Below are 23455 nucleotides of genomic sequence, written 5' to 3' on the forward strand. Positions count from 1 at the left end.
AGCACTTGATTTCCTGCCGCGACGGGCGACAATGATGTCGCGCCAGCTTCCGGTACCGAACTTCATATAAGACGGGGAAAACCCGCTTGGCCGCGGCTATACCGTCGCTGCGCGGGAGGGATCGTTATGACGGTAGGGTTCAAGCGCTGGCTGCAGCGCCGACATGATCCAGGCCGCCGATCGTATCGCCGTTACGATTGGGTGCGATGCAATCGCGCCGCTGCTCCGCGAAGAACGCCCCCTGGTTCGCGGCGAACTCGCCACCCCGGCGCTGCAAGTGGAAGGCCACCAAAGGATCATCGAGCCAATGCAATGCGCACGTTGTCGCGGGCGCATGCGTTGAGCCACGGAGGCGCGATAGACTGAAAGGCACTCCAGGCCGGCGTTAGACTGGCCAAAGGATATTAGCTCAGACACACCGAGGGAGGAATGCATGACGACGGTAACCCGACGTAACATCCTCAAGGGCGGCACGGCGCTTGTGGGCGGCATGGCCGGCATCCTGGCCACTGGCAGGGCTCCCGTTTTTGCACAGGGCACCACGGTACACTGGCTGCGTTGGAATGACTTCGTGCCAGCTTCCGATCAGCTATTGCGCAAGGAGCTGCTGCCTGCTGCCGAGAAGGCGCTGGGAATCAAGATCAATCTTGAGACTGTGAATGGCAATGACCTGCAGCCGCGCATCACCTCGGCGATCCAGTCGGGCTCAGGTCCCGACATCATCATGCTCTTCAATAACCACCCGCAGATCTATTCGGAGAGCGTCATCGACCTGTCCGACATCGCAGGTCGTGTGAGCGAGGCCGAAGATGGCTATTATGATCTGTGCAAGTCCAACTCCGCCGACGGCCAAAAATGGATCTCTTTGCCGTGGACCATCGTCGGCGCCATGATCGCCTACCGAAAATCCTGGTTCGATGAGATCGGCTCATCGACCTTCCCGGACACTTGGGAGAAGTATCGCGAGGTTGGCAAGAAGCTCAAGGCCCAGGGCCGGCCGATCGGTCAGACGCTCGGCCACACGTTCGGTGACGCGCCGACGTTCAGTTACCCGTACATGTGGTCGTGGGGCGGCACTGAGGTCGAGAAGGACGGCAAGACTGTCAACATCAACAAGAAAGAGGTCATCGAGTCCGTCAAGTTCATGACGGCTTTCTGGAAGGAAGCCCACGACGAGGGCGGGCTTGCCTGGGATGACACCAACAACAACCGTGCGTTCCTGTCGCAAACCATCTGCGCCACCCTCAACGGCGCTTCGATCTACATCGAATCGCTGCGCAACCCCGACAAATATATTACTGAAAAAGGCGCACAGCTGAAGACCGACATCCAGCACTCGCCGTTGCCCAAAGGCCCGGCCGGCCAATTCGCCATGCACACCTATTTCTCTCACGTCATTCCGAACTATTCGAAGAATCAGGACGGTGCGAAGGCGTTGTTGAAGTGGGTCCATACCAAGGCGAACTACGAGCCGTGGTTCGTCTCCCAGAAAGGTTTCGCGACACCGCCGACCCACGAATGGGAGAAACACAAGTTGTGGGAAGAGGACAAGGTCATGGCGCCCTTCAAGATCGCCGGCCTCCTGGGTCAGACGCCCGGGTACCCTCTGCCCTCATCAGGCAAGAAGGCTGCCGAAGTGCTCACCAAATACATCATCACAGATATGTACGCCAAAGCGATCCAGGGCGCTCCGGCGGAGGATTCCGTGAAATGGGCGGAAGTCGAACTCAAGAAGGTCTATTCTTGAAAGTACGTGCGCAGCACGTCGCACGGCTGCGAAGTGGCTGCCGCGCGCCCCGCGTCTCGGACTTGTACGGTGCGCCGTCTCTCTGTGAGGCGGCGCGATCAAAGTTTCGCATGACGCGTCTGTTGGCGTGCGCTTAGAGGTGAAGCGAGATGGCGATCGCCGAGACCCAAGTCTACATGCCGCAGGCGCCGCGGCCCAGAATCCGGCTGCTTGAGGACGAGCGTTGGCTCGCATTCGTGCTGCTGGTGCCGACCCTGGCGCTGCTCGGTACGTTCATCGCCTATCCGTTCTTGCGCGGCATCTTGTTGTCGGTGACCAACTCGCGCGTCGGCGTTCCAGGCGAGTTCGTCGGCCTCGCCAACTTCTACAAGATCTTCAATGACGGGATCTTTCGCACCTCCGTCTACAACACGTTTCTTTATACGGGCGTAACCACCGTCTTCAAGCTGGCGCTCGGGCTGTGGCTGGCCATGCTGCTCAACCGGAATTTCCGCGGCAAGGCTTTCACCCGTGCTTTCATCCTGCTGCCCTTCATCATCCCGACCGTGCTCTCGACTTTCGCCTGGAAGTGGATGTTCGACCCGACATTTAGCGTCCTCAATTGGCTCCTCTACCATCTCGGTTTGATCAGCGGTCGGATCAATTGGCTTGGCGATCCAGACCTCGCCATGATCTCGATCATCATCGTCAACATCTGGCGCGGAGTGCCATTCTTCGCCATCAGCCTGCTCGCCGGCCTGCAGACCATCAGTCCCGAACTTAGCGAGGCCGCCGCCATAGACGGTGCCAGGCCGTGGCAGCGGTTCTGGCACATCACCTGGCCCCTGCTGCTGCCCGTGACCATGGTCGTGGTGCTGTTCTCGGTGATTCAGACGTTCGCCGACTTCCAGATCGTCTATGTGATGACAGGCGGCGGACCAGCCAATGCAACGCACCTGTTCGCCACCTACGCCTATCAGATCGGCATCGGCACCGGCCTCCTAAGCGAGGGCGCTGCCATCTCGCTCGCCATGTTTCCGGTCCTGTTTCTGGTCGTTATCATCCAACTTCTCTACATCCGCCGCGTGGAGGTCCGCTGAGCCATGATCGAGGGCGCAAGGTGGCGAAAGTGGGCGTTCTTCTACGTCCCCATGGCGATGTTCCTGCTTTTCCTGCTGTTCCCGTTCTACTGGATGGTGATCACTTCGGTGCGGCCGGACGGCGAGCTTTACCGACCCTGGAATTCGATCAACTACAATCCGTTCTGGACCTGGAACCCGACCTGGGACCATGTCAGGTACCTGTTCGAGGAGACGCTGTTTGCATCGTGGCTGTGGAACACGACGTTCATCGCGCTCGCGTCAACCGCCATCTCGCTCGTGTGCGGCGTGTTCGCCGGCTATGCTCTCTCGCGGCTGAACTTTCCATTTGCAGGCAGCCTGGGCACCGGCATCTTCATCACCTATCTGGTGCCTCAAACGCTGCTCTTCATTCCGCTGGCAGAGATCATCCGCAACTATCGGCTGGGTGACACGCCCTGGTCATTGATCCTGACCTATCCGACCTTTCTCATTCCGTTCTGCACCTGGCTCATGATGGGCTACTTCAAGGCGGTGCCCAAGGAGCTCGAGGAATGCGCGCGCATTGACGGCGCCTCGCGCTGGCAGGCCATGCTCTACATCGTCATCCCGGTGGCGATCCCGGGCATCCTCTCGGCCGGCATCTTCGCTTTCACCCTGTCGTGGAACGAGTTCATCTACGCACTTGTCTTCCTGTCCTCGCCTGGACAGAAGACCGTGCCGGTCGGCGTCACATCGGAACTGATCCGCGGCGATGTATTCTTCTGGGGACCGCTGATGGCTGGCGCCCTGCTCGGATCGATCCCGGTTGCTATCGCCTATTCGTTTTTCGTCGAGCACTACGTCGCAGGACTGACTGGATCGGTGAAGGGCTGACAGCACCCCGGATCATCAGGAAAGTGGGCATGCGGAAGGCGGGTGGAGCGAATGGGCCAGGTCGTCCTCAAGGGGATCAACAAGTTCTACGACAGCGTGCACGCTGTCAAAGACGTCAATCTGCAGATCCGCGACAAGGAGTTCGTGGTGTTCGTCGGACCGTCCGGCTGCGGCAAGACCACGACGCTGAGAATGATCGCCGGGCTTGAAGCGATCAGTTCCGGCGACATTTCCATCGACGGAAACGTGGTCAATGAATTGGCGCCGATGGACCGCGACATCGCCATGGTGTTCCAGAACTACGCCCTGTACCCGCACATGAGCGTGCACGACAACATGGCGTTTGGCCTGAAGATGCGCAAATTCGAAAAGCCCGAGATTGACAAGCGCGTGCGGGAGGCGGCCGACATCCTCGGCATCGGTGAATTGCTAACGCGCAAGCCGCGCCAGCTGTCCGGCGGCCAGCGCCAGCGCGTGGCGTTGGGTCGTGCCATTGTGCGTCACCCCCGCGTGTTCCTGTTCGACGAGCCGCTGTCGAACCTCGATGCCAAGCTGCGGGTACAGATGCGCGTTGAGCTCAAGAAACTGCATCTCCGTCTCGGCACCACCGCCATTTACGTTACCCACGATCAGGTCGAGGCCATGACGCTGGGTGACCGGGTCGTCGTCATGAAAGACGGCGTGGTCCAGCAAGTGGGGGAGCCGCTCGAACTGTACAATCAGCCCGCCAACAAGTTCGTCGCCGGCTTCATCGGCTCCCCGGCCATGAATTTCGCCGCCGTTACGGTGACCGAGGCGAACGGATCGCTGATTGCCGAGAACTCCGGCCTGCGCATCAAGCTGCCGGACGAGACCGCGCAGCGGCTGCGCGGCCATATCGGACGCGAGGTCATGCTCGGCGTGCGGCCGGAGGACCTTACCGTGGCGGGTAGCGCTGATCTCGGCCACTCATGCTTCGATGCTGTGATTGAGGTGGTCGAGCAACTCGGCTCGGAAATCCTGCTCGATATGAAGGTCGGCGAGAGTATCATGGTGGCGAGCGTCGAGCCGACCGCGAGGGTGAGGGTGGGCGACAGGCTGCGCGTTGCCATGCGGCCTTCCAGGCTTCATGTTTTCGACGCGCAGACCGAGGCGGCCATCTAACCCCGGCAGAGGATCAATTCCACCGGTGAGCGGGAATTCGCCTTCTTGTCACCAGCTTCGATGACGCCCGGAGAGCGCGATGGCACTTGGCTCGTTGCCGGGCACACCGGATTTACGAGTACACGCCTCTAGGCCAGGGTCGGATGATCCCGCTGCACCGTCTCCCGGATCCAGCTGGCATGGATCGCGCGAAACAGGATTTGCGCGGTCTTGAGGTCGTTCGCTGTCATGCAGAGATCGACGATGCGATGGACTGCGTCATCGCGCATCAGCCCGTCGGAGATCTTCATCGCGATTTCCATCGCGACCTGGGCCGCGCGTTCATAGCGCTCACCTTCGCGCGTGTCGTTGCGCGCCGAACCGGCCGCGCTCGCGGCCGCGGCGTCACAGATCGCGCGGATGCGCTCGGCGGCCTCGATGTCGCCGAGCGGTCCTTCGATCGTCTCGTCCCAGATGTCCGCCGGCTTCTGCTTTGCGAACCACTTCATCGCCCCGTCACCAATGGTCTTCCAGCCGCCGTAGTTCCGCGCTCCCGCCTCGCCCAGCATAGAGAGGCCGATCGAGATCGGCGAGGCGATTTTTCCGCCACGTATTATCGATATGCAGTCAGGGCGTCCGACGTGGTCCGATGGCCTCGAACTGCGCCTTCTGCTCGTCGTTCAGCGTGGCGTAGAAATCCTCCAGCGCCGCGCGAACCGACTTGACGCCGTCGAGCATCGTGTCGAGCCGCTTGCGAACCGCCGCCATTCGCGCCGGCGGCGTCATCACGTCGCTGGGCTCGCAGGCCGCCTTGAGCGATGCGCTGACTTTGGCGCTGGTATCCTGGAGCACCTGTAGCGCAGCGCGCTGGGTGTCGTTGGGATGAAGCCTCGCCTCGATGTCAGTGCTGGGCCAATCGAGCGCAGCAGGCGTCGCGCAATTCTGGACCAGCGATCCGCCGGTGTTGTTGGAAGCCGTCGCACGACGCTGATCCTCGGCCAGCGCATTGAAGCGCGCCTTCTGCTCGTCGGTGAGCGAGCCGTAGAATCGATCGAGGGCGGGCTGAACGAGATCGACGGCTTTCTCCATCGCCTCGATGCGCTGCTGCATCGCCGTCAGCCGACCTGGCGCTGTCGCCGCGACCTGCGACGGGCAGGACGCGCGGATCATCTCGGACGCCTGGATCGATGCGTTGCCGAGTTCGTCGAGGCTTGCGCCTTGCGCCTCGGTCGGCTGCACCGCGGCGGCGATCTGGTCGATCGGCAGACCGACGATTTCGCGGCGGTCGCTGCCGCAGAGCCGATCCAGCGGGACGCCGCGCGCCTGGCGCCGTCCCTGCGGCCGCTGCGGCAGATAGGCCGAGAGACCGTTATAGCCATAGGGCCCGAAGATGCCGGCATAGATGTCCGGATAGCCGTAGCCCCAGAAGCCGAGACCGTCGCCCCAGATCGTGTAGTCGTAGAGATCGTTGTAGGCGAACGGCCAGAACAGCGGTCCGACCCAGCCATAACCGCCGCCCGCATGTTGCCACCACCCGCTGCTGGCGCCGTGCCAGCCGGCGAGTGCGGCCGCCGCCGCGATCTGGGCTCGCGCGGCCGGATTGCTGATCAGACGGCCGTTGCGGAAGGCGCTGGAATGCACGTTGAGGGCGTTGCGAAAATTCGCAGGACGGACGGCCGCATTGCGGATCTGGCCGAAGTTCGGGCCGCGATGTCGCGCGCCCGTTGCGAAGCGGGGCCCGCCATGATGCCCGCCGCCATGCACGTGTCCGAAGCCATGACCGCCAAAATGGCCGCCACCATGATGACCACCACCATGACCGCCGCCGTGATGGCCGCCGCCATGCCCGCCTCCGTGCCCACCACCATGGCCGCCACCGTGCCCGCCCTTGCCCAGAGCCGTGCCCGCCAGCATGCAGGCAAGCGCCATCACGGCAATTCCAATGACAGGTCGCAACATCGCATCCTCCCGCAGAGCCGCGCCATCGAGGCATCGGAAATTGACGGGATTGGAACCGGCCTGACTGCCGAAAGTTCCGCGACCGCGACGCAGCCGCCCGCGCGCTATGCCTCCGGCACGATCTTGCCGGGATTGAAGATATTCAGCGGATCGAGCGCCTTTTTCAGCGCCCGCATCGCGTCGAGCGCTTCGGGGCCGAGTTCCGCCTTGAGATATTTCTGCTTGCCCTGGCCGATGCCGTGCTCACCGGTGCAGGTGCCGTCCATCGCCTGCGCGCGCTCGACCAGGCGATGCATGAACTCCTCGCCGCGCGCCATCTCGTCGGCATCGTTGGTGTCACAGACCAGCGAGCAGTGGAAATTGCCGTCGCCGACATGGCCGACGATCGGCGACAGCAGGTTGAGGCGCTTGAGGTCTTCCTCGGTCTCGCCGACGCAATCGGCAAGCCGCGAGATCGGCACGCAGACGTCGGTCGCAACCACGCCGATGCTGTCGCCGGGCCGCAGCGCCTTCACCGACCAATAGGCGTCGTGCCGCGCCTGCCACAGCTTGGTGCGATCCTCCGGCTTGGTGGTCCAGGAGAAATCGCCGCCTCCGCAATCCTTTGCGATCTCGCCGAAGGCCTTGGACTGCTCGCCGACCTCGACCTCGCTGCCGTGGAATTCCATCAGAAGCAGCGGCGTTTCCGGCAGCGTCAGCTTCGAATAGGCGTTGCAGGCCTTCACCTGCGCGGCGTTGAGCAGCTCGATGCGCGCCACGGGAATGCCGGTCTGGATCGCCAGGATCACCGCCTGACATGCCCCGTGCACGGTCTCGAACGACACCGCACCGGCCGCGATCGTGTCAGGGATTCCGCGCAGGCGAATGGTCAGCTCGGAGATGATGCCGAGCGTGCCTTCGGCGCCGACGAACAGATGCGTCAGGTCGTAGCCGGCGGATGATTTCTTGGCGCGCGTGCCTGTGGTGATGATCTCGCCGTCGCCGCGCACGACCTTCAAAGCGAGCACGCTGTCGCGCATGGTGCCGTAGCGCACCGCGTTGGTGCCGGAGGCGCGGGTCGAGGCCATGCCGCCGAGCGAAGCATCCGCGCCGGGGTCGATGGGGAAGAACAGGCCCTGGTCGCGCAGATGCTCGTTCAGCGCCTTGCGGGTGACGCCGGGCTGGATCACGCAGTCGAGATCCTCGGCATGCACCGCGAGCACCTTGTTCATGTCGCGCAGGTCGATCGAGATGCCGCCGGCGGGCGCGTTGACCTGGCCCTCGAGCGAGGTGCCGGTGCCGAAGGCGATGACGGGCACGCGGTTCCTGGCGCAGATCCGCACCACGTCCTGGATGTCGGCGGTCTCCTGCGCCATCACCACGCCGTCCGGCGGCTGGTTGACGATCCACGTGGTGGTATGGCCGTGCTGCTCGCGAACGGCCTGCGAGGTGATGAGGCGGTTGCCGAACCGTGCGGCAAGCTGCTCCAGCGCGCTTGCGAGGGCTTTCGGCTCGACCCGCGGCGGATTATTGGTGATGGTCGTACCCACGGACATTCCTCCCGACAGAAGAACCGTGGCAAAGGACATCTGACCGGTCAAGTCAAGCGACCGCGCGCATAGCAGGAAAGACACATGCCGGAGACCGCCGCTGCCGAGCCGTTCCGCTCGTCGATCATGCAGATCGAGCCGCAATGGATCGACTATAACGGCCATCTCAACATGGCCTATTACAACGTGATGTTCGACCGCGCGATCGACCAGATGTGGTTACAGCTCGGGATCGGGCCGGGCTACATGAAGGAGCGAGGCGGCTCGACCTTCACTGCCGAATGCCATGTGCGGTATCTGCGCGAAATCCACCTCGGCGATCCCGTGCAGGTGTCGGTCTGGCTGCTCGAAGCCGACGACAAGCGGCTGCATACGTTCCAGGAGTTGCGGCACGCGACCGAAGGCTGGCTGTCGGCGACCTCCGAAAACATGTCGCTCCACATCGACATGGGCTCGCGAAAGGTGGCGGCCTTTCCGCCCGATATCCGGCAGCGCATCGCAGCCGTCGTGGGCGCCCACGGCGCCGTGCCGCGGCCCGAGGGCATCGGCCGGAACGTGGCGATGCCCTCGAAGCGGTAGTGCATGATCCGGAAAAGTGTGAAGCGGTTTTCCGGTAAGATCATGCACCCATCAGACCGCGCTATATCCTGTTGCGGCCGCGGGCAAGTCCCACCACGGCCGAGACCAGGAACAGCACGACCGCGATGAAGAAGATGATCTTGGCGATCTCGATCGAGGCGCCGGCGATGCCGCCGAAGCCCAGGATGCCGGCGATCAGTGCGATAACCAGAAACGTCACAACCCAGCCTAGCATGGTCAAACCCTCGTCTTGATGTCTGTCTGCGTCGGCGCGGCTGGCCGCGCCACCTGTCCAGACAATCTCGACGCGGGAACGATGGTTCCGGCCCACGCAAGCTGGAAATTCGCCCTCGCCGATGGAACAAATCAGCCCGCCGCGCACGTGGAAAACCTCGCCCCGGCGCCCCATATAGGCAGCAATCCCTGTTAAGAAGGCTCCCTTCCACCACCCCGCGGTGCCATCGTGGGGCCAATGATTCGCATGACCGAGCCGAGCAAGATCACCAGCGTACCCGACCACCAGCCCGCAGCCGGCGGCATCGCCGCGCGTGCGCGCGCCTCCGTGGGCCCGAAATATCTGTCCGGGCTCAATCCCGAGCAGCGCGACGCCGTGGAGACGCTGGACGGCCCGGTTCTGGTGCTGGCCGGCGCCGGCACCGGCAAGACGCGCGTGCTGACCACGCGCATCGCCCACATCCTCAGCCAGGGCCGCGCCCGCCCCGCCGAGATCCTGTCGGTGACCTTCACCAACAAGGCCGCGCGCGAGATGAAGCATCGGCTCGGCCAGATGCTCGGCCATGCGGTCGAGGGCATGCCGTGGCTCGGCACCTTCCACTCCATCGGCGGCCGCATCCTGCGCACCCATGCCGAGCTGGCGCAGCTCAAGTCGAACTTCACCGTGCTCGACACCGATGACCAGGTGCGGCTGCTCAAGCAGCTGCTCCAGGCCGACAATATCGACGACAAGCGCTGGCCGGCACGCATGCTGGCCGGCCTGATCGACGGCTGGAAGAACCGCGGCCTGACGCCGTCGCAGGTGCCGTCAGGCGAAGCCGCCGTGTTCGCCAACGGCAAGGGCGGCAAGCTCTATGCGAGCTACCAGGAGCGGCTGAAGATCCTGAACGCCGCCGATTTCGGCGATCTGCTGCTCGAGGACATCCGGATCTTCCGCGAGCATCCGGACATCCTGCGGCAATACCAGCAGCGCTTCAAATTCATCCTGGTCGACGAATATCAGGACACCAACGTCGCGCAATATCTGTGGCTGCGGCTGCTGTCGCAGGCGCCGACGTCTCCCTCCTTCACCTCTCCCCGCGTGCGGGGAGAGGTCGCATCGCAAAGCGATGCGGGTGAGGGGGACTCTCCGCAGACTGAACTCGTGGAGACAGCCCCTCACCCCGACGCTCTCAGCGCGAGCGAAGCTCGTCGCGACCCCGCAAGCGGGGCGAGGGAGCAGACGCCCCACGTCAAAAACATCTGCTGCGTCGGCGACGACGACCAGTCGATCTATGGCTGGCGCGGCGCCGAGGTCGACAACATCCTGCGCTTCGACCACGATTTCCCCGGCGCCAAGGTCATTCGCCTCGAGCGCAATTACCGCTCGACCGGCCACATCCTCGCCGCCGCCTCGCATCTGATCGCGCACAACGAAGGCCGGCTCGGCAAGACGTTGCGCACCGAGGACCATGACGGCGAGAAGGTCACCGTCACCGGCTCGTGGGATTCGGAAGAGGAAGCCCGCGGCATCGGCGAGGAGATCGAGCAGATCCAGCGCCAGGGCGACAAGCTCAACGAGATCGCGATCCTGGTGCGTGCCTCCTACCAGATGCGCGAGTTCGAAGATCGTTTCGTCACGCTTGGCCTGCCCTACCGCGTGATCGGCGGCCCGCGCTTCTACGAGCGCGCCGAAATCCGCGACGCGCTGGCTTATCTGCGGGTCATCAACTCACCGGCCGACGACCTCGCCTTCGAGCGCATCGTCAATGTGCCCAAGCGCGGCCTCGGCGACGCCACCGTGCAGATGCTCCACGACCACGCCCGCAAGCGCCGCATCCCGCTGTTCGAGGCGGCGCGCGCGGTGGTCGAGACCGACGAGCTGAAGCCGAAGGCGCGCGGAAGCTTGCGCGACGTCGTCGCCCAGTTCGACCGCTGGCGCGCCCAGCGCGAGGTCACCGCGCACACCGATCTCGCCCAGATCGTGCTCGACGAGAGCGGCTACACCGAGATGTGGCAGAAGGACCGTTCGGCAGACGCCGCGGGCCGGCTGGAGAACCTGAAAGAGCTGGTGCGCTCGATGGAGGAGTTCGAGAACCTGCAAGGGTTCCTCGAGCACATCTCGCTGGTGATGGACCGCGACAGCGGCGCCGACGAGGACGCGGTGTCGCTGATGACGCTGCATTCGGCCAAGGGCCTCGAATTCGACAACGTGTTCCTGCCCGGCTGGGAGGAAGGCCTGTTCCCGAGCCAGCGCACGCTGGACGAGCAGGGCCGCGCCGGCCTCGAGGAAGAGCGCCGGCTCGGCCATGTCGGCCTGACCCGCGCGAGGCGCCGCGCAAAGATCTACTTTGCGACCAACCGACGGATCCATGGCACCTGGTCGACCACGATCCCGTCGCGCTTCCTCGACGAATTGCCGTCCGCCAATGTCGAGATCACGGAATCCAAGGGCGGCTCGGCCTGGGGCGGCACCGGCGGCTACGGCGCCTCGCGTTTCGACGACATGGAGGCGTTCGGTTCCACCTATTCGACCCCGGGCTGGCAGCGCGCCCAGGCCAACCGCAACCGGGGCGGCGGCCGCAGTGGCGGCGGCCAAGGCGGCTTCGAGGAACAGGCCTCGTCGTTCTCCTCCTCATCCGGCCCGGATTTCGGCAGCTTCTCCTCACGCCGCCGCGGGCCGATGACGATCGAGGGCGAGCTGGTCGCCAAATCCACCGGCACCACCTCGGAATTTTCCCTCTCCGACCGCGTCTTCCACCAGAAATTCGGCTACGGCCGCGTCACCAAGATCGACGGCAACAAGCTCACCATCGCCTTCGACAAGGCCGGCGAGAAGAAGGTCGTGGACAGTTTTGTGCAGCGGGCGTGAGGCCTGATATGCCTCAGTACGTCGCCATCATCGAGGACGCAGGCCCGGACGACGCCGTCGGCTTGTGGTTTCCCGACCTGCCGGGCTGCATTTCCGGCGGCGACGACGTCGACGAGGCCCTGGAGAGTGCGCCCGAGGCGCTCGCATTTTATGCGCAGGAGCTGAGCGCGGACGGCCGCCAGCTTCCCCCGCCGCGGACATTGGACGAGCTCAAGGCCGACCCTGCTGTGGCCGACGACCTCAGGAAACACACGGTCGCCCTGATCGAATGGCCGCCCCTCCCTGAGGCCGAGTGAGGACTGTTCGCCGCACTGGCCGGACGTTCGACAGTTCTCACCCGAACGCCCCTTGACCACCGCGAACTTCCCCGTATCAGATGCGCCCATGGTCCGGGGCTCCATCACACTGATCTTGCTGGCATTGGTTATGCCGTCGCTTGCGGCGGCGGAGACCATGAGCTTTGGCGATTCGATCGGGCTCCTGGCCAAGAGCTGCGGCGCGGAAATCGTCGCCAATTGCCGCGGCGTCAACCCGGACTCGACCCGGCTGAAAGAGTGCCTGTCCCGCAACCGCGACGTGCTCTCCCAGCAATGCCAGAGCGACTATCTCGGCGCCTTCGATGCCATCCAGAAGCGCGTCGCCGCGCGCGTCACGGTGGCGAACGCCTGCCAGCGCGAGATCGTCAAGGTCTGCGGCGGCTCGACCAAGGAGACCAGCAAGTCGATCCCCTGCCTGGTCACGACGCCCAAGGGCATCAGCAACAACTGCCTGAAGGCCGTCGACGACGCGGGGTATCGGTGATGCGCGCGAACGGAATCGCCATCACGCTGGTCGTGGTCCAGGTCCTGGCCCTGCTCGCGGGCGCAGCAAGCGCGCAGACGGCGGCGCCGACGCGTGACGACATCGTCGGCAAGCTGAACCATTTCGAACAGGCCGCCGAGGTCGACCTTCCCGCGCTGAAGCAGCAGGTGATGGAGCGCGCCAAGGCCAGGATCAAGAACGATCCGGGTCCGGTGAACCGGCCGCTGATCGCGCCTGATCTCGCCAACCTGCCCGCCTTCAACGCGCAGATCCAGTTCGACGCCGACACGCCGATCATCCAGCCGACCTCCTACCAGACCGTCGGCCGCATCGCGGACGCGCTGGTTAACTCCTCGCTGCTGCCGTACACGTTCCTGATCGTCGGCCATGTCGAATCCAATGCGAAGACGCGCGAGGCCAATGCGATCCTGAGCCAGCGACGCGCCGATGCGATCCGTGACGTCCTGGTGAACACCTTCAAGATCTCGACCAAGCGGCTGCATCCGATCGGCCTCGGCGAGGAGCAGTTTCTCGACCGGGCCAAGCCGACCTCGGCCGCCAACGGTCAGTTGCAAATCCTGACCTATGCCAAGGTGCCGGAGGAGGCGCCTGCGCATCCAGCTGCGGCGCCTGGGCCTGCGGCGAAAAAGCCCGCCAAGAAGCGCTGAACGAGATCACCTCCCCTGACGGAACTCTTTGAAGTTCCGACCGTTTTGCGGCCTGTCGAAAGCGCAACAGCCATGCTTTGCGCGACACGCGAGCCGGTTTGTGCACTGCCCTATCAGGTGCTATAGCCTGTTCTCGCCCTTCCCAGACCCCATGCTGCACGAGACCGAGATGGCTGGTTATTTTCAACGCCAACTGGCCGATTACGTCGAATATCATCGCGATCCCTGGAACTGCGCGATGCACGTGGTCGGAATCCTCCTGCTCTTCACCGGCGCCGTGCTGCCGCTCACTCTCGTGCGTTTTCCCATCTTCGGGATCGAGGTGAGCTTGGCCGTGGTTGCGGCCCTGCCGGTGCTGGTTTACTGGCTGATGCTGGACGCCGGGATTGGGCTCGGCATCCTCGCCGCGATGATCGTGCTGCTTTCGGTCGCAACCGCAATCGGCAATCAGGCCTCGATCGTCATGATGTGGTCGATTTTTGCGCTGCTGATCGGATCTGGCGTCGCAGCGCAGATCGTGGGCCACAGGGTTTTCGAGGAACGGCAGCCGTCGATGGTCGACCACCCCGCGCATTTCCTGCTTGGACCGATGTTTGTCATGGCGAAATTATTCATTGCACTGGGCTTCCGTCGCGACCTTGCCGCGATTTTGGCGCCTGTTCCGACCAATTCCCTTTCAACCCGATAGCTCTAGAAGCGAAACAGTAAACCTTCTGCATGGCTCTCGTACTGGTTACCGGTGGCAGCGGCTTCATCGGACATCATCTCGTAGAAGCGCTCCGCGCCCGTGGGCAGCGGGTACGCGTTCTCGATGTCCGTGCGCCGGCCGCGGCGAACGCGGACGTTGAACACATCCACGGCTCGGTGCTGGACGGTACCGCGGTGGACGCGGCGATCGCCGGTGTCGATCAGGTCTATCACCTCGCCGGCCTGCCCGGCATGTGGGTCGCCAACAAGCAGGACTTCCACGACGTCAATTGCCGCGGCACCGAAATCGTGCTTGCCGCGGCGATGAAGCGCGGCGTGTCGCGCTTCCTGCACTGTTCGACGGAATCGATCCTGTTCCCCTATTCCGACCTCAACGGCGTTGCCGCCGAAGAGGCGCTGCAGCCGGCCGATGCGATGCCCGGCGCCTATACGCGGTCGAAGTCGCTCGCCGAGCACCACGCCGCGAAGGCGGCGGCCGCGGGCTTTCCGCTCGTGATCGGCACGCCGACCATGCCGATCGGCGCCGCCGACCACAACCTGACGCCGCCGACCGCAATGCTGTGGTACTTCCTCCAGAAGAAGGTGCAGCCGCATCTCAACTTCCTGGTCAATCTCGTCGATGTCCGCGACGTCGCGATGGGCCTTGTGCTGACCATGGAGCGCGGCCGCATCGGCCAGCGCTACATCCTCGGCGGCGACTGCGTCCCGCTCGGCAACATCCTGCGGATGATGTCGGCGATGAGCGGCCGCCGGCAGTTCCCGGTCGTCGTGCCCGGCAAGATCGCCGAGCTCTCCGCGATCATGCTCGAATCCATCTCCGATCGCATCACGCGCCGGCCGCCCAACGGCACCGCCGAGGGCGTGCGCATCGCGCTTGCCGCGAGCGACCTCTCGATCGGCAAGGCGCGCACCGAGCTCGGCTACGCGCCGCGCCCGATCGAACCGGTCTTGCGCGAAACCATCACCCATCTGCTCGCCCGCAACGGCCAGCGGCCCTCCGGCGCCATCGAGCATCACGCGCTTTCCTCGCGCGCGAGCTAAGGCCTCCGCCCAAACGCAAAGAACCTTCATGTCCTTCGATTTCAGCAAGCTTCTCTCCGTGGCCTGGGGTGGCTGGACCACGACCTGGCCGACCGAACTCCTGGCCTTGATCTGGCTCGCCTTTCTCGCCAGCTGGGTCGGCGCCTCGTTCTGGCAGGGCCGCACCCAGAAGCAGGTCATGACGCTGGAGTCGCAGCGCTATCGCCTGCCGATCCTGGTCGGCGGAATCCTGTACACGCCGTGGGTTGCACAGGTCCTGGGCTGGAAGCCGCTCTGGGTGCTCGGCAACACCGGCATCTACATCGCCGCGGTCCTCTCGGCCGCCGGCATCGCCTTCGCCTGGTGGGGCCGGCTGCATCTCGGAAAATTCTGGTCCAACACCATCACCCACAAGGAGGACCACCGCGTTATCGACACTGGCCCCTACGGCATCGTGCGTCACCCGATCTACACGGGACTGATTGCAGGCATGCTCGTCACCGGCATCGCGATCGGCCTCGTAACGACGATCCTCGGCGCCATCCTGATCTCGCTCGGCATGTGGCAGAAGGGCCGGATGGAAGAGGTGTTTCTGTCCAAGGAACTCGGCGAAGACGCCTACGGCGCTTATTGCCGCCGCGTGCCGATGATCATTCCGTTCCTATCGCCGCGGTGAGCGTCCTGAAGGCGCGGTCGCTGCGTTCCGCTTTCTCTGCACGAAGTTACTGCTAGTGTCGGACTTGCGCTCGATCCAAGCTTTACCATCAGTCGCTTGCTTGTCAGCCAAGCAAGCGACGATACGAAATATCTCGCAGGACGAGAGCGGGTCTGCGAGGGCATGCGCCTAGCCCTAGCCGGGGTGCCAGAGGAGTGATGTCCGTAAACTGACAACGCTACGGAGAAGCCGATTATGCAGTTGTCAAAGGTCGCCGCGTTGGCGCTCATCGCTAGCTGTCCAAGCCTACTGTCTGTATCTCGGGCGGCGGCCGTTTCTGAATGCTCAATCTCAGGCACACTAGCGGATTGGGGCGAGAACTCGACGGCCGACATTGACCTCACGTCCGGAGGAAGTTGCCAATTTCCAATCAAGATACGCGGCACGGTGAGTGGCTCGGACATCTCTCAAAAGCCGTCACACGGCAAGCTGAAAAGGCTCAACCTGTCTACGTTCGAATACAAGGCGAAGGCCAAATATAAGGGTAGCGATACCTTTGCCATCAAAGCGACGGGTCAGGGACCGACAGCTTCTGGCACGTCGGTAATCACTGTGCACGCGACGATCAAATAGCGTTCCTCGCTCGATTGCATGGTGAACGCGGAAGCAACAGCCGCCCGATGTCTCGCGCCAATGGCACCACAATGAAAAGGGACCATCGGAGTAACCGATGGTCCCAAAAGCCTCAAAGGCTCTTCGCTGGCAAAGGCCTTGCCGTGTCTTGCCAAGTTGGGCTGCGAGCAGACTTGGCGGGCTGCTTGCAGGGTTGATGCTCGCTCTACGCTGGCCTTCTGGACCCTGGCCTCCTTGACGCTGGCCTTATGGACGCTGGTCCCGTCGGACACTGGTTGCCATCGGCTCTGGTCACGTCGGCGCTCGTCGCTCTCGGCGCTGGATGGTGCGAGAAACCGACTCGATCAACCAATGCCAATTGAACTGCCGACCCGACGAATAGTCTAGGTGTTGTTGTCTGTTCCTCTCGAAGAAATTTGGGTTAGCGAGGCTGCCAATTCCCGCATCGTTGGATGTCATTTCTAACGACGACCGGCAGCCCGCCGACCGAATTGCGAATGGCGCACGTCCTCGCGCTGGACCCGTCAGCGCGAGTTTTGCTTTTTCGGGGATCGCACCCTTCTGGCGGGTTTTGTCAATGCGATGTCAGCCACAGCAGGGTTTGCGACTGACGCTTCGAGAATTTCGTATTGAGCATGCTTCCAATGGACTTCCGCCTTTCCGTCGGGTTGCCCATCGGCGACCCAGAGGTGGTAGGCGCGCTCGCGAATTGCCTCTTCCAGATTTGGCATGGGATTTTCCTTGCGAATGATCCGCCCGGCCCCAGCCAAAAGACTTGCTCTCGTAGGGTTAATGAAATCTTAACGGGGCAGCGGAAGCCAAGCGTCGCGCGGGTGCCGCTAAAGGGCGGTCGGCGCTCATTGCGAGAGATCTCGGCAGCGCTCGCGGACGCAGGTCGCAACGAACGGTAATCCGCATGCGGCGACCGGCATCAAACTCATGCTTACCGAGGGTCGACGAGGCCGTGCACGGGCCGCCTCTTTGGGGGCTCGTGGCCCGATTGACACCAGCGCAGCGAAACTAGTCAGTCGATTGGCGCGAGCCGTTCGTTCCACCGCGCCGCAAGGTTTTTGATCTGCTCGAAATGCAGGATCGCCGGCTCACCCTCGCGGACGATTGTCGTCCGCTTGCGTTCCTTGGGTGGCAACGTCATCGCGCGCGATACTGCCGCGCGCAGTTTCATCGAGCCGTGATCTGTCAGGGTGACGAGTTCTTCCGGGTCAAGGGCCATGGGTCCACGCCTACGCTACCGGCTGGCCCGCAAGCCAGCACACGCGCCCCGAATGCCCAATTCTCCAGATAGCTCAACATGGTTAATAGTTCGTTATCGTTTGGCTCTGTCATTTGGATTGGCGCGCGGGTCACGCGGCGTCTTGTCCCGCAAGTCAAATGAGCCTCTCAGGCTGCACCAGCCCCTGTTTGGGTCGAACCCAATCCCACCCGATTTCAAATGCTAAAGGAGGTGGCTACCGCCAGGCTCGCAGCAGGGGTAGTTCGCCCGTGCCGCGCCGGTCCGCGCGGTAGCCCCCAGTGAGCCATTGCAGTCGCAATTGATCAGGCTACCGCTGCCAACCTGCCATCGGCATGCGGATTTGCGCAAAGCAGACGCTTGCGAATGGCCTCTTCAACGAGCGCGAGCGCTTCCTTGGCTTGTCGCGCTTCGGCTTCCGCAACTTCGGCGCGAAGCTCTACGGCCGTCAACTTATCCTTCTGAGCTTCAATGCAGCACTGGGCCAGCTCCAGCGCTCGGCAAGCATCTTGCAGCTTACGTTCGGTGGTTACGGTGAGTTCACGCTGTGCCCGCTCGGCGGCCTCCGCTCGCCCTTCGGCCAGCCGCAATCTTTCTATGGCGCTCGTGCAAAGTGATTGGGCACGGGCTTCGGTCTCGCGGGCGTGCTTCTCCATATCGCGGAAGACATCGGCCGCTTGATATACCAGATCGAGAGCTGTTGCTCCCTTGTCTGGTGCCAGCGGTGAGGGAAAGCTCAAGATGCCCTCATCCCCTCCAACTGGCGCTCTGGAACTACGCTGCGCCATGCAGTTCAAGCTCGTCGCGAACACACATACACGGGCAGTATCATGAATAGCTATGGTTAACGGATGGTTAAACAGTTGCATGCCTGGAGATGTCGTAACGGCGCGCGGCGGGCAATGGCACCGAAAATCAGTCAGTTCTTTGGGCGTGCCTAGCGTAGCAGCAGAGGCTCGCGCCGGCGGCTGGACCGGCACATCGGCCGCTGACTTTCCTCTCCATGCAAATTTGGTCGGCTGCCATTCCTCGGGAATAGGCGCTGATCGAGTTCCGTAACGGTTGACCTTTTTGCCGCTACCCAGTTGGATGCGCGCGCAAAAAGGCACGACGACATCCCATCGTGGATCTGGAGAGGTCGACGATAAGGTCTGAGCCCGCGCGGGGCTTTGGGCGATCCGTCGTTGGACTGTGCCGTACGTTCAACAGGGGATTTCCATGACCTTTTCCAGCATCTTCGCGCAGTTCGTCGCGCTGATCGGCGGTGCCGCGCTGCAATGGCGGCGGCTGTCGGGGACCGCGCCCGCGCCGGCCTGGGGCCAGGCGCCGGCGATCCCCGAAGCGAAGCCGCAGGGGGCGCTGCCGACCTTGAAGATGCCGACGGCCAGGGGCTGGAGCGAGGGCCACAAGCCGACGGTCGCCCCCGGGCTCAAGGTCAATGCGTTCGCGGCCGGGCTCGACCATCCGCGCTGGATCGAGGTGCTGCCGAATGGTGACGTGCTGATCGCGGAGGCGACGCAGATCGCGGGCGCGCCGAGGTCGGTGTTTCACTATGCGATGCAGGCGACGATGCGGCGCGCCGCAGCGCTCGGCGTCAGCGCCAACCGCATCACGCTGCTGCGCGACAAGGACGGCGACGGCGTCGCCGAAGTGCGCGGCGCCTTCATGGAGAACCTCAGCCAGCCCTTCGGCATGGCGCTGGTCGGCAACACATTCTATGTCGGCAACACCGACGGCGTGATGGCCTTCCCCTATGTCGCCAATGCCGACCGCATCACCGCACCGGGCAAGCGGCTCACGACGTTCAAGCCGAGCGGCCACTGGACGCGCAGCCTGCTTGCAAGTCCCGACGGCAAGAAGCTCTATGCCGGTGTCGGCTCGCTCAGTAACATCGCCGAGATGGGCATGGAGGTCGAGGAAGGCCGCGCCGCGGTCTATGAGCTCGATCTCGCCGCCGGCACGCATCGCATTTTTGGTGCGGGCCTGCGCAATCCTGTTGGTCTTGCCTGGGAGCCCAATACGAACGTGCTCTGGACCGTCGTCAACGAGCGCGACGGGCTCGGCGACGAGACGCCGCCGGATTATCTCACCTCGGTGCGCGACGGCGGCTTCTACGGCTGGCCCTATTGCTACTGGGGCAAGACGGTCGACGATCGCGTGCCGCAGGATCCCGCGATGGTCGCCAAGGCGCTTCAACCGGACTACGCACTCGGCGGCCACACCGCTTCGCTCGGCCTGTGCTGGATGCCCGCAGGGACCCTGCCCGGCTTCCCCGACGGCATGGTGATCGGCCAGCACGGCTCGTGGAATCGCAGCACTCTCTCGGGCTACAAACTGGTGTTCATCCCGTTCGAGAACGGCAAGCCCTCCGGCCCCGGTCGCGACATCCTGTCGGGCTTCCTGTCCCCGGACGAGAAGGAATCCTACGGCCGTCCGGTTGGCGTCGTGATCGGACCCGACAAGAAGTCGCTGCTGATGGCCGACGACGTCGGCAACGTGATCTGGCGCGTCACGGGCGCGTAGAGGTTACGTCCCGACACAGAGCGTGGCGCGCTGCTTGCGTAGCAGCGCGATCACGGAGAGCGCCGTGATCAGGCCCGTCTTGGGATTCTCCGACGGGATGTTCTCGATCGACATCGAGAAGCGCGCCGAATCCGCCTCGACCTCGATGCGGTGAACGTTGCGCGTCACGGTCGGATCGGCCCAGATCTGCACGGAGGTGCGGTCGGGTCCGACGCCCGCGAGCGACAGCGCGACCGCGACATTGAGATTGGCCGGAAAGCCCTTTGCGGCCTCGCGCGCGGTGCCCTCGAACAGTTTGAGCGGCTCGCGCAGATTGTCGATATCGATGTTGTTGTCGACGATGAAGGGCGCGCCCTTCAGACCGTCGATCGGCTTGCGCGTCACCATCTTCACCGAATGAATGGTGCCGATTGCGGCGGCGTTGACGGCGTCCAGCCCGATCAGCGCGCCGGTCGGCACGATGATGCGGCCGCCATTGGCGCGGGCAAGATCGACGAGATCGAAATTGTCGAGCAGCCCGCCGACGCTGACGACGACCGCGGCCCTGCCGCGCTTCACCGCGGGCTCGACGATCGCGCGCAACTGGCTGCTCGGCGCGCATTCGACCACGATATCCGCGGCGTCACCGAGCTGATCGATCGGCAGCACGGATGGCGCACGACGCAGGCCGCCCAGAAACGCCTGATGCTTGGCGGGATCACGCACGGCGACAGCGGACAGCGTCAGCCCCTCGATACCCTGATCGAGCGCCGACGCGATCTTGGTGCCGATCGAGCCCAGGCCTGCGATGGCAACCCGCAATTCGTTCGAAGCTTTCTGTCCAGTCATCGCATCCCGCCTTCTCGCCAGGCCCATGTCATAGCCGCTCACGCCTCCCGCGCATAGCTGCGCAGGCGCGCCTCCAGCACCGCCAGCATGGCATCGCGGGCCGGGTCGCGCGAACCGCGCAGCCATGCGGCGGCAAGCGGCAGCCGGCCGATGGGGCCGCTCTGCTTCGGCCGCAGCGGCACGAAGCGCACGCCCGTCACCGCCATCCGCGTGGTCCAGCGCGGCACGATCGCAACACCGAGCTTCGTTGCCACCAGATGGATGATGGTCTGCTTCTCGTCGGCGACCTGCACGATGCGCGGCGTCAGCCCGGCCTGCTCGAACAGCTTGATGGTGAGGTCATGGCTGTGCGGCCGCGAGCGGCGGTCCGGCACCAGCATCGCCTCGTCGGCGATCTGCGCCAGCGTGATCGACTTGCGCTCGGCGAGCGGGTGGCGCTGCGGAAACGCGACGATCGCGGTCTCCTGGAGCAGATCGCGGAATTCGAGCCGCTTGTCCGCACTGTCGGGCGGGCGGACGAAGGCGAGATCGAGCGCACCGGTCAAAATCTTCGGCAGCAGCCGGACGGTCTTGTCTTCGAGCAGCTGCACCGCGATCTCGGGATGCTTGTCGCGGAAATCGCGCAAGAGCGGCGGCAGCAATCCCGCCGCCGCGCTGTCGATGGCGCCGACCCGCAGCCGCCGCGCGGCGCCCGCGCGCGAGCGGTTGCGCAGATTATTCTCGACCGCCTCGACCTTGGCGAGGATGGCGCGGGCATCGCGCAGCAGCGTCGAACCGTCTTCCGTCAGCGACACCGCGCGCGTGGTCCGTGCGAACAGCCGCGTTCCCAGATCTTCTTCCAGCAGCCTGATCTGCCGGCCGAGCGCGGAGGGCAGCATCTGGAGCTGCTGCGCCGCATGGCCGAAATGCAGCTGCTCGGCCGCCGCCACGAAGCATCGCAACTGATGCAATTCCATCCAAGGTCCTCTCGTCTCGCCAGGCGAGGATTATATCATTTTTTTGTATAAACCAGCGCCAATTGAGTATGCCTCCTTCCCCCGCCTAGGCTCGTTGCCGGCGTGGACCTCAGGGTCCGCCGATACAACAACAAGCCGGAACTCGAGGAGGCCAGGGTGGCGAGCGAGATTCAGACGCGCGTGCTGCGCAAGATCACTTGGCGCATCGTTCCCTTCATCATGCTGCTGTACTTCGTGGCCTTCATCGACCGCGTCAATATCGGCTTTGCCTCGCTGACGATGAACAAGGACATCGGCCTGTCGCCCACCGTCTACGGTTTCGGCGCCGGCATCTTCTTCTGGGGCTATTTCCTGTTCGAGGTGCCCTCCAACATCATCCTGCACAAGGTCGGCGCGCGGATCTGGATCGCGCGGGTGATGATCACCTGGGGCCTCGTGTCGGCCGCGATGGCGTTCGTGCAGGGCCCGACCAGCTTCTATGTGCTGCGCTTCCTGCTCGGCGTCGCCGAAGCCGGCTTCTTCCCCGGCATCATCCTCTATCTCTCCTACTGGTTCCCGGCGCGCCAGCGCGCCGCGGTGACCGCGCTGTTCATGGCGGCGGCGCCGCTGTCGACCGTACTCGGATCGCCCGTCTCCGGCGCGCTGCTGGAAATGGATGGCCTGTTCGGCTTCAAGGGCTGGCAATGGCTGTTCGTGCTGGAGGCACTGCCGGCCGTGCTGCTTGGCTTCGTTGTGCTGGCATTCCTCACCGACCGCCCGGAAAAGGCAAAATGGCTCGCGGACGACGAGCGGCGATGGCTGGTCGACGTCATGAATGCGGAAACCACGAGCAAGGCCGCGACCGCGAGCCACAGCATCTGGCGCGGGCTCGCCGATCCGCGCGTGCTGGCGCTCGCGCTCATCTATTTCGGCACCTCGGCAGGCCTCTACACGCTCGGCGTCTGGGCGCCGCAGATCATCAAGCAGTTCGGCCTGTCCACGCTCCAGGTCGGCTTCCTCAATGCACTGCCGGCAACCGCCGCCGTCGTCGCCATGGTGCTGTGGGCGCGGCATTCGGACCGCACCGGCGAGCGCACCTGGCACGTCGTGCTCGCCTGCCTGCTCGCGGCCGTGGGGCTCGCCTATGCCGGCCTTGCGACCGGCGTCGTCGCTGTGCTGGTCGCGCTGACGCTGGTGAACATCGGCATCTCTTCGGCCAAGCCGCCACTGTGGAGCATGCCGACGCTGTTCCTGTCCGGCCCCGCGGCCGCGGCCGGGATCGCCACCATCAACTCGATCGGCAATCTCGGCGGCTTCGTTGGTCCGGCCATGATCGGCTGGATCAAGGACCAGACCGGCAGTTTTGTCGGCGGACTCTATTTCGTCAGCGGCCTGCTCGTTCTCTCGGCGGTCCTGACCCTGCTATTGTCGCGCGCGCAGACCGCGCCCGTCGAACCCGTCCCGCAATCCCACTGACATC

Annotated in this window: 25 protein-coding genes; 15 read left to right on the plus strand and 10 right to left on the minus strand. The window is 64.0% G+C overall.

The window, feature by feature from the left end:
- Window positions 1-139: 139 nt before the first annotated feature.
- Window positions 140-313, minus strand: coding sequence for a hypothetical protein (locus tag AB7245_RS34750; RefSeq protein ID WP_161495774.1), 174 nt, complete (start codon window positions 311-313; stop codon window positions 140-142).
- 120 nt (window positions 314-433) lie between these two features.
- Here AB7245_RS34750 and AB7245_RS34755 point away from each other — a divergent pair, with 120 nt between their 5' ends.
- The 4 genes from AB7245_RS34755 to AB7245_RS34770 all read left to right on the plus strand — a co-directional run bounded on the left by AB7245_RS34755 (window position 434) and on the right by AB7245_RS34770 (window position 4824).
- Window positions 434-1747 carry an ABC transporter substrate-binding protein gene (locus tag AB7245_RS34755; RefSeq protein ID WP_063981582.1) on the plus strand — a complete coding sequence of 438 codons (1314 nt, stop codon included), beginning with the start codon at window positions 434-436 and terminating at the stop codon, window positions 1745-1747.
- A 149-nt stretch (window positions 1748-1896) separates the two neighbouring features.
- Window positions 1897-2826 (plus strand): carbohydrate ABC transporter permease, encoded by a 930-nt coding sequence (locus AB7245_RS34760; protein ID WP_063981581.1) that lies wholly within the window; start codon window positions 1897-1899, stop codon window positions 2824-2826.
- Window positions 2827-2829: 3 nt separating this feature from the next.
- On the plus strand, window positions 2830-3681 hold the full coding sequence (locus AB7245_RS34765) for a carbohydrate ABC transporter permease (RefSeq protein ID WP_085399493.1): 852 nt from the start codon (window positions 2830-2832) through the stop codon (window positions 3679-3681).
- Window positions 3682-3732: 51 nt separating this feature from the next.
- Window positions 3733-4824: an ABC transporter ATP-binding protein gene (locus tag AB7245_RS34770; RefSeq protein WP_063981580.1), complete on the plus strand. Its 1092-nt coding sequence runs from the start codon at window positions 3733-3735 to the stop codon at window positions 4822-4824.
- 128 nt (window positions 4825-4952) lie between these two features.
- Here AB7245_RS34770 and AB7245_RS34775 read toward each other — a convergent pair whose 3' ends face one another.
- The 3 genes from AB7245_RS34775 to AB7245_RS34785 all read right to left on the minus strand — a co-directional run bounded on the left by AB7245_RS34775 (window position 4953) and on the right by AB7245_RS34785 (window position 8291).
- The gene (locus tag AB7245_RS34775) at window positions 4953-5312 is read right to left on the minus strand and encodes a hypothetical protein (RefSeq protein WP_085399523.1); all 360 of its coding nucleotides are present in this window, start codon (window positions 5310-5312) and stop codon (window positions 4953-4955) included.
- 118 nt (window positions 5313-5430) lie between these two features.
- Window positions 5431-6762: a Spy/CpxP family protein refolding chaperone gene (locus AB7245_RS34780; protein WP_085399494.1), complete on the minus strand. Its 1332-nt coding sequence runs from the start codon at window positions 6760-6762 to the stop codon at window positions 5431-5433.
- Window positions 6763-6866: 104 nt separating this feature from the next.
- Window positions 6867-8291 carry an FAD-binding oxidoreductase gene (locus tag AB7245_RS34785; RefSeq protein ID WP_085399524.1) on the minus strand — a complete coding sequence of 475 codons (1425 nt, stop codon included), beginning with the start codon at window positions 8289-8291 and terminating at the stop codon, window positions 6867-6869.
- Between the two features lie 84 nt (window positions 8292-8375).
- Between AB7245_RS34785 and AB7245_RS34790 the strand changes: the two genes are divergently transcribed.
- On the plus strand, window positions 8376-8870 hold the full coding sequence (locus AB7245_RS34790; protein WP_028147665.1) for a thioesterase family protein: 495 nt from the start codon (window positions 8376-8378) through the stop codon (window positions 8868-8870).
- A gap of 61 nt (window positions 8871-8931) precedes the next feature.
- Here AB7245_RS34790 and AB7245_RS34795 read toward each other — a convergent pair whose 3' ends face one another.
- Entirely contained in the window at window positions 8932-9105 is a 174-nt protein-coding gene (locus tag AB7245_RS34795) for a DUF1328 domain-containing protein (RefSeq protein WP_008556598.1), read from the minus strand.
- Between the two features lie 237 nt (window positions 9106-9342).
- Here AB7245_RS34795 and AB7245_RS34800 point away from each other — a divergent pair, with 237 nt between their 5' ends.
- The 8 genes from AB7245_RS34800 to AB7245_RS34835 all read left to right on the plus strand — a co-directional run bounded on the left by AB7245_RS34800 (window position 9343) and on the right by AB7245_RS34835 (window position 16440).
- Window positions 9343-11955, plus strand: a complete 2613-nt coding sequence (locus AB7245_RS34800) for an ATP-dependent helicase (protein WP_085399495.1) — start codon at window positions 9343-9345, stop codon at window positions 11953-11955.
- An 8-nt stretch (window positions 11956-11963) separates the two neighbouring features.
- On the plus strand, window positions 11964-12251 hold the full coding sequence (locus AB7245_RS34805) for a type II toxin-antitoxin system HicB family antitoxin (protein ID WP_085399496.1): 288 nt from the start codon (window positions 11964-11966) through the stop codon (window positions 12249-12251).
- An 88-nt stretch (window positions 12252-12339) separates the two neighbouring features.
- The gene (locus AB7245_RS34810; protein WP_085399497.1) at window positions 12340-12756 is read left to right on the plus strand and encodes a hypothetical protein; all 417 of its coding nucleotides are present in this window, start codon (window positions 12340-12342) and stop codon (window positions 12754-12756) included.
- Window positions 12756-13424 (plus strand): OmpA family protein, encoded by a 669-nt coding sequence (locus tag AB7245_RS34815; protein ID WP_085399498.1) that lies wholly within the window; start codon window positions 12756-12758, stop codon window positions 13422-13424. Before AB7245_RS34810 ends, AB7245_RS34815 begins: the two co-directional genes overlap by 1 nt.
- A gap of 151 nt (window positions 13425-13575) precedes the next feature.
- Window positions 13576-14112, plus strand: a complete 537-nt coding sequence (locus tag AB7245_RS34820; protein ID WP_085399499.1) for an Mpo1 family 2-hydroxy fatty acid dioxygenase — start codon at window positions 13576-13578, stop codon at window positions 14110-14112.
- A gap of 29 nt (window positions 14113-14141) precedes the next feature.
- A complete protein-coding gene (locus AB7245_RS34825) occupies window positions 14142-15173 on the plus strand; it encodes an NAD-dependent epimerase/dehydratase family protein (RefSeq protein ID WP_085399500.1) in 1032 nt (343 codons plus the stop codon).
- Between the two features lie 28 nt (window positions 15174-15201).
- Window positions 15202-15828, plus strand: a complete 627-nt coding sequence (locus AB7245_RS34830; protein WP_063981571.1) for a methyltransferase family protein — start codon at window positions 15202-15204, stop codon at window positions 15826-15828.
- A gap of 234 nt (window positions 15829-16062) precedes the next feature.
- Window positions 16063-16440 (plus strand): hypothetical protein, encoded by a 378-nt coding sequence (locus AB7245_RS34835; protein ID WP_085399501.1) that lies wholly within the window; start codon window positions 16063-16065, stop codon window positions 16438-16440.
- A 524-nt stretch (window positions 16441-16964) separates the two neighbouring features.
- On the opposite strand, the gene AB7245_RS34840 is transcribed toward AB7245_RS34835, so the two are convergent.
- The 3 genes from AB7245_RS34840 to AB7245_RS34850 form a co-directional block, all read right to left on the minus strand.
- Window positions 16965-17171 carry a DUF2934 domain-containing protein gene (locus AB7245_RS34840; RefSeq protein WP_135214115.1) on the minus strand — a complete coding sequence of 69 codons (207 nt, stop codon included), beginning with the start codon at window positions 17169-17171 and terminating at the stop codon, window positions 16965-16967.
- A gap of 293 nt (window positions 17172-17464) precedes the next feature.
- On the minus strand, window positions 17465-17671 hold the full coding sequence (locus tag AB7245_RS34845) for a hypothetical protein (RefSeq protein ID WP_028147657.1): 207 nt from the start codon (window positions 17669-17671) through the stop codon (window positions 17465-17467).
- A gap of 323 nt (window positions 17672-17994) precedes the next feature.
- Complete coding sequence (locus AB7245_RS34850; protein ID WP_244623074.1) at window positions 17995-18429, minus strand: hypothetical protein; 435 nt, start codon at window positions 18427-18429, stop codon at window positions 17995-17997.
- 478 nt (window positions 18430-18907) lie between these two features.
- Between AB7245_RS34850 and AB7245_RS34855 the strand changes: the two genes are divergently transcribed.
- The gene (locus AB7245_RS34855) at window positions 18908-20212 is read left to right on the plus strand and encodes a PQQ-dependent sugar dehydrogenase (RefSeq protein WP_085399503.1); all 1305 of its coding nucleotides are present in this window, start codon (window positions 18908-18910) and stop codon (window positions 20210-20212) included.
- Window positions 20213-20215: 3 nt separating this feature from the next.
- Here the strand turns inward: AB7245_RS34855 and AB7245_RS34860 are convergent, their stop codons facing one another.
- Together AB7245_RS34860 and AB7245_RS34865 are read right to left on the minus strand one after the other, a co-directional pair.
- On the minus strand, window positions 20216-21040 hold the full coding sequence (locus AB7245_RS34860) for an aspartate dehydrogenase (protein ID WP_085399504.1): 825 nt from the start codon (window positions 21038-21040) through the stop codon (window positions 20216-20218).
- A 38-nt stretch (window positions 21041-21078) separates the two neighbouring features.
- Entirely contained in the window at window positions 21079-21996 is a 918-nt protein-coding gene (locus AB7245_RS34865; protein WP_085399505.1) for a LysR family transcriptional regulator, read from the minus strand.
- Between the two features lie 156 nt (window positions 21997-22152).
- Here AB7245_RS34865 and AB7245_RS34870 point away from each other — a divergent pair, with 156 nt between their 5' ends.
- A complete protein-coding gene (locus tag AB7245_RS34870) occupies window positions 22153-23451 on the plus strand; it encodes an MFS transporter (RefSeq protein ID WP_085399526.1) in 1299 nt (432 codons plus the stop codon).
- Window positions 23452-23455: the final 4 nt, after the last annotated feature.

Origin of the sequence: Bradyrhizobium sp. 604_D8_N2_3, from assembly GCF_051810765.1 — a bacterium.
Lineage (GTDB): Bacteria > Pseudomonadota > Alphaproteobacteria > Rhizobiales > Xanthobacteraceae > Bradyrhizobium > Bradyrhizobium barranii.